Annotated in this window: 13 protein-coding genes and 1 pseudogene; 1 reads left to right on the top strand and 13 read right to left on the bottom strand. The window is 67.8% G+C overall.

Annotated features, from left to right (window positions below; translation table 11 throughout):
* Positions 1-12: 12 nt before the first annotated feature.
* Positions 13-483, top strand: a complete 471-nt coding sequence (locus CU254_RS05680; protein WP_009073612.1) for a MarR family winged helix-turn-helix transcriptional regulator — start codon at positions 13-15, stop codon at positions 481-483.
* A gap of 244 nt (positions 484-727) precedes the next feature.
* On the opposite strand, the gene CU254_RS05675 is transcribed toward CU254_RS05680, so the two are convergent.
* The 13 genes and pseudogenes from CU254_RS05675 to CU254_RS05615 all read right to left on the bottom strand — a co-directional run bounded on the left by CU254_RS05675 (position 728) and on the right by CU254_RS05615 (position 12940).
* Entirely contained in the window at positions 728-1555 is an 828-nt protein-coding gene (locus tag CU254_RS05675) for a spermidine synthase (RefSeq protein ID WP_009073610.1), read from the bottom strand.
* Positions 1552-1929, bottom strand: coding sequence for an adenosylmethionine decarboxylase (gene speD, locus CU254_RS43935; RefSeq protein WP_037716638.1), 378 nt, complete (start codon positions 1927-1929; stop codon positions 1552-1554). Before speD ends, CU254_RS05675 begins: the two co-directional genes overlap by 4 nt.
* 75 nt (positions 1930-2004) lie before the next feature.
* Positions 2005-2976, bottom strand: a pseudogene (locus CU254_RS05670) (type III PLP-dependent enzyme); the annotation flags it as partial.
* A 108-nt stretch (positions 2977-3084) separates the two neighbouring features.
* Entirely contained in the window at positions 3085-3612 is a 528-nt protein-coding gene (locus CU254_RS05665; protein ID WP_078561069.1) for an AAC(3) family N-acetyltransferase, read from the bottom strand.
* Positions 3613-3882: 270 nt separating this feature from the next.
* Positions 3883-5073, bottom strand: a complete 1191-nt coding sequence (locus tag CU254_RS05660; protein WP_009073604.1) for a cytochrome P450 — start codon at positions 5071-5073, stop codon at positions 3883-3885.
* 14 nt (positions 5074-5087) lie between these two features.
* The gene (locus tag CU254_RS05655; RefSeq protein ID WP_009073601.1) at positions 5088-5906 is read right to left on the bottom strand and encodes an ABC transporter permease; all 819 of its coding nucleotides are present in this window, start codon (positions 5904-5906) and stop codon (positions 5088-5090) included.
* A complete protein-coding gene (locus CU254_RS05650; RefSeq protein ID WP_009073599.1) occupies positions 5903-6862 on the bottom strand; it encodes a daunorubicin resistance protein DrrA family ABC transporter ATP-binding protein in 960 nt (319 codons plus the stop codon). The genes CU254_RS05655 and CU254_RS05650 overlap by 4 nt, the downstream gene beginning before the upstream one ends.
* Before the next feature lie 20 nt (positions 6863-6882).
* Positions 6883-7728: a DUF4097 family beta strand repeat-containing protein gene (locus tag CU254_RS05645; RefSeq protein ID WP_009073597.1), complete on the bottom strand. Its 846-nt coding sequence runs from the start codon at positions 7726-7728 to the stop codon at positions 6883-6885.
* Positions 7729-7805: 77 nt separating this feature from the next.
* Positions 7806-8327: a YlcI/YnfO family protein gene (locus tag CU254_RS05640; protein ID WP_037712668.1), complete on the bottom strand. Its 522-nt coding sequence runs from the start codon at positions 8325-8327 to the stop codon at positions 7806-7808.
* Between the two features lie 237 nt (positions 8328-8564).
* Positions 8565-8969: a MerR family transcriptional regulator gene (locus tag CU254_RS05630; RefSeq protein ID WP_009073593.1), complete on the bottom strand. Its 405-nt coding sequence runs from the start codon at positions 8967-8969 to the stop codon at positions 8565-8567.
* A gap of 42 nt (positions 8970-9011) precedes the next feature.
* Positions 9012-10244, bottom strand: coding sequence for an iron uptake transporter deferrochelatase/peroxidase subunit (efeB, locus tag CU254_RS05625; protein ID WP_037716634.1), 1233 nt, complete (start codon positions 10242-10244; stop codon positions 9012-9014).
* Positions 10245-10263: 19 nt separating this feature from the next.
* Positions 10264-12294: an iron uptake transporter permease EfeU gene (efeU, locus tag CU254_RS05620; RefSeq protein ID WP_037712666.1), complete on the bottom strand. Its 2031-nt coding sequence runs from the start codon at positions 12292-12294 to the stop codon at positions 10264-10266.
* 76 nt (positions 12295-12370) lie between these two features.
* Positions 12371-12940 (bottom strand): TetR/AcrR family transcriptional regulator, encoded by a 570-nt coding sequence (locus CU254_RS05615; protein WP_037712664.1) that lies wholly within the window; start codon positions 12938-12940, stop codon positions 12371-12373.
* Between the last annotated feature and the right edge of the window lie 12 nt (positions 12941-12952).

The following is a 12952-nucleotide window of genomic DNA, read 5'->3' as shown; positions in this document are numbered from 1 at the left end:
GGTTGTCTACTTATGTCAAGCGATCCGCCCGGATACGAGCTGCCGCTGCGCCTGCTGTTCGGCTTCCGCAGCCTGATCGACGACCTGCACGCCGACCTGGCGAAGCAAGGCCACCCCGACGTGCGCCCGATGCACGGGTTCGTCTTCCAGGCGATCGGCCCGTCCGGCACGACCGCCGTCGAGCTGGGCCGCACTCTCGGCGTCACCAAACAGGCCGCGGGGAAGACGATCGACACCCTGGAACGACTCGGCTACGTCCACCGAGAACGCGACCCCGGCGACGGCCGCCGCCTGCTGGTCCGCCTGACCGACCGGGGCCTCGACTGCCTGGCCAAGTCCGCCCGGATCTTCGAACGACTACGGGCGGAGTGGTCTGAAACCCTGGGCGCCGAGCGGCTGCGGGCCTTGGAGGAGGACCTGCGGAAAGTCGCTTCCCCGGAGTCCGCGCGGCTGGATTTGCCCGGCTGGTTCTCGGGCCACTGACCTGACGCGATCACGCGTCGTGCGTGTCGAGAACCAGCCGCTCCAGTCCCGAAACGAAGATGACGTTCTCCTCGAGATACCCCACCGTCCCCGGCTCCGCGCATCATCGTCGGCAAGTCCAGTTGAAGAACCTGGCCCGTGACCACGGCAAACCCGTTGCGCCCCAGCAGATCCACCATGGAATCGAACGCGTCGCTGACCACTCCGTCCGGAATGACCAGCGCGAACGTCCACACTTCCGTCATCAGCGAAGACTGATCGGCGGAACAGTCGCCCCCCGCAACGTCAGCGCGTCAATCGACACCGGCCGGTACCGCAACTTCTCCAACCGCTCCACCATCGTCTCGAGCGACACTTCCCCGGCCGTACCGAAGAAAAACGCCCACTCGTGCTCCGGCGAGCCAAAGTAGACCGGAGCCGGGAACACTTCCTCGAACCGACGCCAGCACTTCACCAACGTCGAGTTCCGCCACAGCGTCGGGCACCCGCCCTGATACGCCACCACTCCACCCGGCGTCAGCAACGACCGGCACTGCGCCAGGAATTCCTTGCCGTACAACCGATTGTGCTGCGCATCGGCGTCATCCTGCTCATCCGGCAGATCCACCAGCACCACGTCGTACTTCTCCGCGCAAGCCTGGACGTACTCCCACCCATCCGCGTAATGCACCCGGACCGGTCCCTCGCCACGCTCCGCCCGGGCCAGTTCAGCCGGCGTGTACCCATACGGAAGATGCTCCGCGCAAAGCCGAACCGCCTCGGCGTCGATGTCCACGTGGTCGACCAAAGCCCCCGCCTCGGCCGCGATCTGGCACACCACGCCTTCGCTGGACCCGACCACCAGCACGCGGTCCACAGTGGACGCCAGCAGCAGCGCCGGAATCAGCAACGCCTCGTGATACACCAGCTGGCTGAACTCGGTGCTCTGCCGTTCGTCGTCGCAGAACAGCGAAATCCCCTGCGCCGTTTCGCCGATCACCAGATGCTGATACGCAGTACGCGTGTCCACGAGCACGTCCGAAACATGCCACCGCCGCGTCAGCCCCGCGCCGACCGGTTCCTCGATGTTCAACTGTCTTCCTGTCCTCGGTGGATAGTGGTGACCCGCGAAACGCTCGCGCCGAGCAAGTCCCGCAGCAAGTGAACCGCCAGCTCCGGATCCGCCTTGCGCCCGCACGTGAACACGTCCACGAATGCCGACCCGCGCTCCGGATACGTGTGAATCGAAGCGTGCGACTCCGACAGCAACGCCATCGCCGTCACACCGTGCGGCTCGAACTGCTTGTACGTCAGCTCGCACACCGTCGCACCGGCCTTGTCCAGCGCGCGTTCCAAGCTCTCGCACAAGAACGCCGGATCGTCGAGCAACTCCGCGGCCACCCCGGAAAACTCAGCCAGCACATGCCGTCCGGCGAATTCCCCTACGCCAGCGGATTCCCCGCCGATGAAGTACGCCCGCAACGGCGGAAAACCGTTGAACGACACCGAAGAGTAACTTTGCGTGTACGCCCCTGCGTGCGGAATATCGACGTAATCCCCCGCCCGCAACGCCAACGGCAACCGATACGGCGTGCGCTGATAAAGCACGTCGTCCCCGTCGCAGGTCGGCCCCGCAACCACAACGGGCCCGTCCGGACCCCCGTCATGCGCGGTAACCAACCGGTACGCGATCGCCTCGTTCTCCGTCTCGGCAAGCCCGCCGTACCGGCCGATGTCGAGATACACCCAACGCTTCTCGTCCGCCGCGGACTTGCGCGAAACCAGCACGACCTCGCTGCGAATCACCCCCGCCGAGGCCACCACAGCCCGCCCCGGCTCGAACGACAGCTCAGGGGCCACCGCGAAATGCCGCCCCACCGCGTCGCGAATGACCGCCGCGTATTCCTCCAACGACGGCGGCTCAGTCAGATAGCCAACCGGAAATCCGCCGCCGATGTTCAAGCCACGCAAGGAAACCCCGCGCTGCGCCACCGCACGAGTCACCTCGCCCGCAGCAGCGATCCCGGCCTCCCAAGCCCGCGGATCGACATGCTGCGACCCCACGTGAAACGCGATCCCTTCCGGATCCAGCCCCAGCTCGGCAGCCCGAACCAGCAACTCGGCCGCCATCGCGGGATCACACCCGAACTTCCGCCCGAACGGCGTCAACGCCCCAGGACTGTCCACCAGAATCCGGCATGAAACCGTCGCCCCCGGCGCGAACTCGGCGAGCTTCTCCAGATCCTCCCGGCTGTCAAAGGTAAACCGCCGCACCCCGACGCGATGCGCGAATTCGATGTCCCGCGCTTTCTTCACCGGGTTGCCATAAGACAGCGACTCCGGCCGCACCCCTTGCGCGAGACACAATTCGATCTCCTCGCGCCCCGCGACGTCAAACCCCGCCCCGGCTTGCCGAACCACCCGCACGACCTCGGGCGCCGGATTGGCCTTGACCGCGTAGTACATCCGCGCTTCCGGCAGCACCGCGCGGAGCCGCGCGCAGCTTCCGCGCACGACGTCAAGATCCACGACGAGACACGGCGTCGGCGGCTGCCGTTCCTCCAGGAACGCCTGGCAGCGCTCCAACCCTTCAGTCACAACGCCCGAGTATAGGTGCCAGTTTCACCGCAGCAGCTCAGCCAGCCTCCGCCGCGCGAAACCTACGAACGGTACACAGTCCATCACTTGACAGTCCGCGTCGCCGATCTTGCCCCGCCGCACGCCGCCGGTCTCCCCGAATTCCGCTCCGACCTGAGGAAAGAAGCGCCCGTTGTCGTCCCCGACGTCGTCGGTCCGCACCCACACCCGCTCACCGTCCACCAGGTACGGAAACCGCCGGACCTTCCGCCGATGATGCGGGACGAGGGATTCGGCATAGTGCAGGAACGAGTTCCGGTCATGCCCGACCCCGAGCAGCACGATCCGCGCCCCCGCCCGAGACAACCACTCGAACGGCGACCCCCGCCCCACCGCATAACCCAGCGGCTGCCGAGAAGTCACCTCCGCCGCCCGCGCCCCCACCGCCGCGACCGACGCCTGCGGCGTAAACGCAGGCACCACCACCGTCCCCGCGACCCCCAGCACCCCACGCACGACCGCCTCCGCCCCACCCTCCACGCTCCCCAACGCGGACAACGACGAATGCACCATCACCACCCCGCCTGGCGGAACCCCCAACTCCCGAACCCCCGCCTCCACCCCATCCGCATCAACCACACTCACCACCGCCACCTACCCTCGAAACTGACGAAGACGACCACTTCACCCCATCCCCTCGCCCCCGCCGCAGTTAGCACTGGCTCGGAGCTGTCAAGGGGTGGCCGCGCCAGCGGCCATCGCGCAGCGACGCCGAAGGCGCCCTTGATAGCGCCGAGCCAGTGTTAAACAATCAAAAGCGAGGGAGTCAACCGGACCACAACGTCACCAAGCGACCGGCAACTTCACGACCCCATAAATATTCTGCACCTCAGGCCGCACCACAACTTCCCCCGCCACCCGCAGCCGAGGAAACCGCCGCGCCAAAGCAGGCAACGCCACAGTCATCTCCACCCGAGCCAACTGCTGCCCCAAACACTGATGAATCCCGTGCCCGAACCCGACATGCCCGGCCGCATTCCGCCGCACGTCCAGCTCGTCCGGCCGCTCGAACTTCCGCGGATCCCGATTGGCCGCCTGCACCGACAGCACCACAGTCTCCCCAGCCCGGATCACCTGCCCGCCGATTTCGACATCCTCCAGTGCGGCCCGCGCCCCGGTATGCGCGATCGACAAATACCGCATCAACTCCTCGACCACCCCCTCGGCAGCGTCCGGCTCGTCCCGCACCACCGCCCACTGCGACGGATTCCGCAGCAGCGCATACGTCCCCAACGCCAGCATGTTCGCCGTCGTGTCCAACCCCGCCGCCAGCAGGAACGTCCCCAGCCCAGCCAATTCCTCGTCGGTCAGAGCACTGCCGGTCAGGTCGCTGAACAAATCGTCCGTGGGCGCGGCCCGCTTAGCCGGTACCAGCGAAGCCACATACTCCTGCAACTGTCCATAAGCCGTCATCCTCTCCTCTTCGGAAAGACCCACGTCGCTGATCGCGGCCGCGCAGCCGAGAAAAGACGCCCGATCCGAATACGGCACCCCGAGCAATTCGCAAATCAGCACCGCGGGCACCGGATGCGCGTAAGCCTCGAGCAGATCGACCCCCGGCCCGGCCTTTTCCATCGCGTCCAGGTACTCGCCGGAGACCTCCGCGACCCGGTCGCCGAGCAACCGCATCCGCCGCACCGTGAACTTCCCGGTCAGCAGTTTCCGGAACCGCGTGTGCTCCGGCGCGTCGATCCCCGTCATGTCCCCCACCGGGGCCGGAGGCAGTTCCGGACAGATTTCCATCCCGGGAAACGGGTAGTGCCACAATTCGTACCGGCTGCTGAACCGCTGGTCCGCAAGAATCGCCCGGACCTCCGCGTGCCCGGTGGCCAACCAGCCGACGTGCCCGTCCGGGAACGCCATCCGCGTCAGCGGAGCCCGGTCCCGCACCGCGGTCAGCGACGGCGGAGGATCGAACGGGCACCCCTCCGCCCGCCCCATCGGAACCCCTTGCACGATCTCCTCGCCCGTCATCCCCCATGCCCCTTTCAGTGTGCGTATTCGCGATTGAAAAGCTTCTTGGACCAGAGATATCCGCCGACGCCCAGCACCGCGCACCAGCCGAGCGCGAACCACAGGTGGTTGCCGAGCGGCCGGTCGAGCAGCAGCGCGCGCAGGGTCTCGATGATCGGCGTGAAGGGCTGGTATTCGGCGAACCACCGCAGGGCGCCCGGCATCGAATCGGTCGGCACGAACCCGCTGCCGAGGAAAGGCAGCAGCAGCAACGGCATCGGCGTGTTGCTGGCCGATTCGACGCTCTTGCTCACCTGTCCGAGCGCGACGCACAGCCACACCAGAGCGAGCGCCACCACCACGAGGAAGCCGACCGCGGCGAACCACGAACCGACCCCGGCGGCGGGCCGGAACCCGACCAGCAGCGCGACCCCGGTGACCACCACGAGCCCGAACAACGCCTGCAGCACACTGCCGAGCACGTGCCCGGTCAGCACCGAAACCCGGGCGATGTGCATGGTCCGGAACCGGGCGATGACCCCCTCGCTCAGGTCCATCGCGACCGAAATCGCCGTTCCCTGCACGGTCGCGGTGATGGTCATCAGCAGAATCGTCGGCGCGACGAAGTTGGCGTACTCGGCTCTGCCGCCTCCTCCGGCCCCGCCTAATCCGGCGCCTAGCGTGCCGCCGAAAACGTAGACGAACAGCAACAGGAAGACGACCGGCATGCCGACCAGCATGATCGTCAGCGACGGATACCGGAGCATATGCTTGAGGTTCCGGCGCAGCATGGTCAGCGAGTCGCGCACCGGGTGGAAGCGCAGGTCCGGTCCGGCGAGAACGGGGGCAGTCATCGGGAAGTCACCTTTTCTTCGGTCGGGTTGCCAGTCAGGGCAAGGAAAACGTCGTCGAGATCGGGGGTGTGCACGGAAAGTTCGTCGACCTTCACCGACAACGCGTCGAGCCGGTCGATCAGCGCCTTGAGCGACTGCAGGCTGCCGTCGCTGGGCACGCGCAGCACGAGCGCGTCGTTCTGCCGCGACGCCTCGCTCAGCGCCCGCTGGGCGTGTCCGAGGTCGCCCTCTTCCGCGAAGCGCAGCTGGACGTGGCCACCGGGGATCTGGCGCTTCAGTTCTTCCGCGGTGCCCTCGGCGACGATCCGCCCGTGGTCGAGGACGGCGATCCGGTCGGCCAGTTCGTCGGCCTCTTCGAGGTATTGCGTGGTAAGGAAAATCGTGACCCCGCTGGCCACCAGCTTGCGCACGATCTCCCACATCGCCCGGCGGCTGCGCGGGTCGAGGCCGGTGGTCGGCTCGTCGAGGAAGATCACCTGCGGGCTGCCGACCAAGGTCAGCGCCAGGTCGAGCCGGCGCCGCATGCCGCCGGAGTACGTCGACACCGGCTTCTTGGCCGCGTCGACGAGATCGAACTGTTCGAGCAGCTCGGCCGTGCGCTGCCGCCGCGCGGTCCGGTCGAGGTGGTGCAGATCCGCCATCAGCAGCAGGTTTTCCTCGCCGGTCAGCAGATTGTCGACGGCGGAGAACTGCCCGGTGACCCCGATCGAGGCCCGCACGCCGTCCGCTTCCGCGGCCACGTCGTACCCGGCGACCTGCGCCGCGCCGCCGTCGGCATTGATCAAAGTGGACAGAATCTTTACCGTGGTGGTCTTGCCCGCGCCGTTCGCGCCGAGCAGCGAGAAGACCGTGCCGCGGGCGACCGCGAGATCGATGCCGTCGAGCACGACGTGGTCGCCGAAGGATTTGCGCAGTCCGGTCGCGGCGATCGCCGGCCGGGAATGATTGCTGGACATAGGTTTCTCCGAAACTCTGGTCAGGAACGGTGGATGACGATTTCGCCGAACGCGGTGTGCCCGCGGACCTCGACGGTCTCCTTGGACTCCCCGGCGCCGGTCGACGTCTCGAGCTGGTTGCGCACGTGGCCGAAGTTGGTCTTCACGTCGAGCCAGGCCGCGGTGCCCTCGGCGATGCCGATCCGCAGGTCGCCGATCGCGCTCTCGAGCAGGACCGAACCGCGGACGATCTCGCCGAGCCGGATCGCCCCGTTGGACGTCTTCGCGTCGACGCCCGCGCCGGCGTGTCCGACGGTGATGTCGCCGTTGGCCGAGCGCACCCGGACGTCCCCGGACGCGGACTCGATCGTGGTGTCGCCGTTGGAGTTCTTGACCGTCACGGCCCCGTCGACCGGACCGAGCCGGACCTTGCCTGACGAGGTGGAGATTTCCGCCTCGCCGCCGATCCCCTCGACCGTGACGTGACCGACCGAGGTGTCGACGCGCAGCGGACCGGTGCGGTCGAGGCTGACGTTCCCGGCGGCGGTCTTGAACCGCGACTGCCCGAGTTGCCCGGTGCTGTGGAACGCCCCCGCCTGCACCTCGGCGGCGACCCGCGAACCGGCGGGCAGTTCGACCGTCACGTCGACCGAGCGGGTCTTGCGGGAGAAGTCGAACGCCCGCAGTTTCGGGCCGGTGATGTGCAGCGTGCCGTTGCTGTAGTCGACGCGGACCTGCTCCGCGGTCTTGACGTCGGACGAGTCCGTCTCGTCGGTCGGCCGGACGTCGACGACCGTGTCGGCGCGGTCGCCGGCGGCGAATCGCACCTGGCCGACGCCGAGGTCGAGGGTGACGGAAATCGGGTCGGGAGTGTCGAATTTAGGCATGGTTGTCCCCACTTCGGTATTCGGTGTGCCGTCTCCGCAGGTCGGCGACGGAGGAAAAGCGTTAGCGAATTACGGAATTACCGGACCCAGCCGGTGAAACTCTGCTTGGAAAAGGTGCCGCCGGTCGATTCGAACCGCGCTTCGCGTTCGGGCCGCTGCTGCAGTGCCGCGGTGGCCGCCCGGACGAGCCAGGCGTTGACCGAACGGCCCTCCTTGGCGGCGGCCTCCTCGACCGCGGCCTTGAGCTGTTCGGGCAGCCGCACGTTGATCCGCGCGGACGGACCGTCCTCGGAGAACAGCGGTTCGGCCTCCGGAGCCGGTTCGGCCGCGGGCGCGGCGGACGGAGCGGGTTCGGCGGGCGGCACGGTCACGACGAAGTTCGGGTCGCGGCCGCGCAGGCGCAGTTCGACCGACCCGGGCGCGAGGTCCCGGGTGATCTCGTCGACGGCACCGGACAGGGTGTCCAGGAGGGTCATCCGGATCGCCGATTCGAGCGATCCGGTGAGCCGCTCGACCAGCGCGCGTCCCTCTTCGCCCCCGGCCTCGGCCAGCGTCGCGAATTCCCGCCCGAGGTTGCTTACGTACGTGGTCAAGTCCATGGCACCACTATGGCACACGGTTGGCACCACCGCAAGCCACCTTGGCTCAGTTTGGCACCACCATGGCACCCATCACCACAAAACCCCAGGTCAACCCGTGGTGCCACTCTGGAAAATCCGGTGCCACACCCACAGGCCCACATCGCCCCAATGCCACATTGGGTGCGTCAGACGCACCGAACGCCACATTGGGTGCGTCGCATGCACCCAATGCCACATTGGGGTGCTCGGGTCCGGCTACCTGGCCGCCTTCGCGACCGGCAGCTCGATCCCGGCGCGGAAGTGCGGACACTCGTCCAGCGGGCCGTCGTGCTGGCACCGCACGAGGTGCTGCAGGTACGCCTGCGCGTCGAGCAGCCGCGTCACCTGCTCCCGGATCTCCTCGATCCGGGCGGCGACCGTGTCCCGCCAGTCGCTGGACTGGCCGTGCACCCCGAGCAGCACCGCGATGTCGTCGAGACTCAGCCGGCCGGTTTCGCGCCAGGTGCGGATCAGCGCGATCCGGTACAGCTGGTCCTGGTCGTAGACCCGCCAGCCAGACCGGCGACGCGGCTCGATCAGGCCGCAGCTTTCCCAGTAATGCAGCGTCGACACCGGCACGCCGAAGCGCGCCGACACCTCGCCGACCGAGTACAGGTCCATACCTCATTGCACCGCACCTCGACCGTCGCGAGCAAGGTTAGGCTAAGCAAACAACCCGCTGGCATACCAGTCGCCCTGGTCGCGTACGCCAGGCAGCGTGAAGAAATATCCGCCGCCGAACGGCTGCACGTAATCGACCAGCGGCTCGCCGGCCAGCCGCTGCTGCACCGTCTCGAACTGCCGCCGCACGTCCTGCTGATAGCAGACGAACACGTGCCCGGCCTGGAGTTCCCCGTTCGCGTCCACGCCGAGGTCGTAGTTGTAGGAGCGGCGGACCAGGCGCTGGTTGTCGGTGGCGGGCGTGCGCGGATTGGCCTTCCGGATGTGCGCGGTCAGCGGGATCACCGCGCCCTGCGGATCCGCGGCGTAGTTCGGATTGTCGGTTTCGGCGTTGCCGTCGAGCGGGGCGCCCGAATCGCGGCGGCGGCCGAACATCTTCTCCTGTTCGTTGATCGACACCCGGTCCCAGAACTCGACCAGCATCCGGATCAACCGCACCACCTGGTAGCTGCCGCCGTGCGCCCACGCGGGCTCGGCCGGATCGTCGACCCACACCAGCCCGCTCGCCTCGCCGCCGACCGGATTCGCCGTGCCGTCCTTGAACCCCAGCAGGTTCCGGCCCGCACCGGACGGCCGCGGAGGCGGGTTGTAGCCGTGCATTTTCCACCGCATCTGCATGGCGCCGCGGGTGTGCCGGGTGAGGTCGCGCAGTGCGTGGTGCACCGTGTCCGGGTTGTTGGCACACAACTGGATCAGCAGGTCGCCGTGCATCCAGGCGGCTTCCGGCGCGTCGTCGGGGAAAATCTTCATCGGGGTCAGCTTTGTCGGTTTCCGCGCAGCGAGTCCGACGCGGTCGAAGAGGCTCGCGCCGAACGAAACCGTGACGGTGAGGCCGTCGGCGAGCACGGACGGGCCGAGCACCTCGCTGTCCGACGGCGGCCTTCCGACGCCCAGGTTCGGCGGCGTGCCACCGGTGGCGAGGAAGCGGGCCCGGTCAGTGAGCGTGTGCAGGAGCGCAATCAGGTCGGCCTTCGAGTTGCTGAGCAGATCGAAGGCCACGAAGGCCGCGGAAGCCTGTTTTTCGGCCGGCGCCGGGGTGAGCACGCCGGACTGGTTGGCCCCGTGGAACGGGTACTCCGTCGCCGGCGCTGGTGCCGCGCCAGCGGAGCGCTCGTCGGCCTGGGCACCGCCGATCAGCACGCCTCCGGTGAGCGCGGTGCCTGCCGCACCGGCGGCCGCGCCTTTCAGGAAGTTGCGGCGGTTCACGTTCGTCACTTCGGGATTCACCAGCCGATCAGTGGCTCGGGGGAACTTCGAGCAGAGTGGGCACCGCGGACAGCGTCTCGACGACCGCACCGGCCGCGCCGTTGACGGCCTGCCGCTGGGCGAGGGTCGTGGGCGCGTGGTTGACCAGCGCTTCGTGCAGCGTGTCGAGTTGCTTCGCGGCGGTCTGGACCAGGCCGGGGGCGCGCTCGTTGAGCAGCGGAGTCAGCTCAACCAGGACGGTCCGGGTGACGTCGATGTCGGCATCCGTCGCGGCGTACGCGGTTCCGCTGCCTTGATCGTCCATTCCGGACAGATGGTCGCGGATCGCGTCCTCGAGGATTTCGTGCGCGCGGATCGGCAGCTTCGTGGGATCGCCCGCGACGTCGTCGGTGTTGAGTTTTCCGCGCAGGGCCGCGAGATCCTGGGTGAGCTGGTCGGCGACCGGCAGCAGCGACGCCGGAGCCTGGCCGTGCCACAAGCCGTACTCCAAGCGATGCAACCCGGTGAAGCCAGGATCGGCTGTGTTCGCGGGCAATCCGTTCGGCAGGCCGTCGACTGCGGTGCCCGCGTCGCCGAAGCTGTTGTAGGACGCGCCGACGCGCTCCCACGCGAGTTGCGCGGTCAGCCAGTCTTTCTTCGCCGCCTCAGTGTTGTTCGCAGCCAGATCGGCGCGGACCGTGCCCACCCCAGTCGACACGGTGCCGAGTTGCTGGGCGGCGTATGCGAGATATTTCTGATTCGGCCCGGTGAGATCTTCGGTGGTGACCGGTTTGACCGGCGCCGGACCGTCGCTGGTGCCACCGCCGCTGACCTGCACCGGAGCCGACGCGGTCGTGGCCTGACCGGACATCAGGCAGTGGAAGGTGTAGGACCCGTTGGCGAGCGTCGCGGACATCGTGGCGCTCGTGGCCGGACCGATTGTCTCGATCTCCGCGACGATGCCGCCGCTGCTGTCGTCTAGCCGGATCTCGCCCGCCTTGGCCGTTTTGTTGGTCACCGTGATGGTTTGCGTCCCGGCCTGCGCGGACTTCCATTCCGGCGCGCAGTCGTGGTCGGTCACCGAGATCGCGGAACCCGTCGCGGCTTGGGGAAGCGCGGTGAGCACCAAAGCGGCGACCGCGACCGGCACCAGTACCAGCGCGCCCGCGACGACCACGGTGTGCTTGCCCGCCAGCCGTTCCCACTTCCCGGCCGGTTCCGGTTCGCTCGCGGGCTTGCGTTCGACCGGCTGCCGACCGGCCTTGACGAACAGCGGGATCACGACGGCGAGGTAGGCGAGCCAGGCCGTCACCTGCAGCACGGTCATCCGGGGCGTGAGCTCGGTGACGCCGCTGATCAGCGAGACCCACCACGAGTTCGGGTCGAGCGTGCCGGTGAGGTCGAACGCGACCCAGCTCTGGCCGGGCAGCACTCCCCCGTCCTGGAGATCGCCGAGACCGTAGGAGAGGACGCCGGCCGCGATGACGATCAGCACGAAAGCGGTGCGGCTGAAGAAAACGCCGAGGTTGAGTTTTACGGCGCGACGGTAGAGCAGCCAGCACAGCAGGATCGCGAGGCCGAGCCCGAGCGCCGCTCCGGTCAGCGGCGCGACCGTGGTGCCGGACGCTTTCACCGCCGTCCAGAGGAACAGCGTGGTCTCCAGGCCCTCGCGGCCGACCGCCAGGAACGCGGTGAGTGTCAGCGCGCCCGCACCGATCGCGACCGCGCGTTCGACTTCGCCGCGTAATTGCGCGGAAAGCCCCATCGCGGTCCGGCGCATCCAAAACACCATGCCGGTGACGAGAAATACCGCGAGCACGCTCAACGAGCCGCCGACGATCTGTTGGGCGCGCGAAGAAAGGACATCGGTGGAAAAGGTGAGAATCGTGGCGAAACTGCCCGCTACGGTCACCGCGCCCAGCACGCCCAGCCATACCGGGGCCGTGGACACCGGACCTTCCGCGCTTTCGTCCGGCCGGATCTTGCGCAGCGCGGCCAGCAGGATGCTCACCACGAGGCCTGCTTCCAGCCCTTCGCGCAAGCCGATCATCAGGTTCGGAACCGCGTCTGCCCACTGCACGCGGCTTACGATAGGCAAACCTAAATTATCGGTCGAGGGCGGGATGGGAAACGGTTCTTTTTCTCCCGGATAGTCCTTATTCGGCGGCGACGATCCGTTCGACCGCTTCCGTGATCAATTGTTCCCGTTCCGCCTCGGAAAACACGTCCGGCAACGTCAGCTGTTCGACGATCAGCCAGTTCAACGCGAGAATCAGCAGCTTGACCGCCGTGGCGTCGCCGGGCAGCCCGGACGCTTGGTGGTACGCGACATTCGCGTCGACATCGGCCCGGACGCGCTCCGTCAGCACCTTGCGCAACTCCGGCCGCCGGGCGGCCTCGAGCCGCAGCTCCAGCAACGCGAGATACCCCGTGCGGAACCCCGCGACCCGGCTGACCAGCTCCCGCATCAACTGGGCATACGACTCCCGGTCCCCGCGACCGGGCGGGATCGAGTCGTCGTCCGGCTGCAGCCGCTCGTACACCCGGGCGCCAGCCTGCGTGAGCAGCTCGTCCCGATTGGCGAAGTAGTTGGACGCGGTGCCCGCGGGCACGCCCGCCTCGCCGTCGACCGCCCGGAACGTCAGCCCGCGCGCCCCCTCGCGCGCCAGGACCTCGATCGCCGCGTCGACGAGCGCAGCCCGCCGCTGTTCGTTCCTCCGCACCATTTGACACCACTC

Source organism: Amycolatopsis sp. AA4 (assembly GCF_002796545.1).
GTDB lineage: Bacteria > Actinomycetota > Actinomycetes > Mycobacteriales > Pseudonocardiaceae > Amycolatopsis.
Note: the sequence above shows the minus strand (reverse complement) of the source record. Positions and strands in the feature narration are given on the sequence as shown.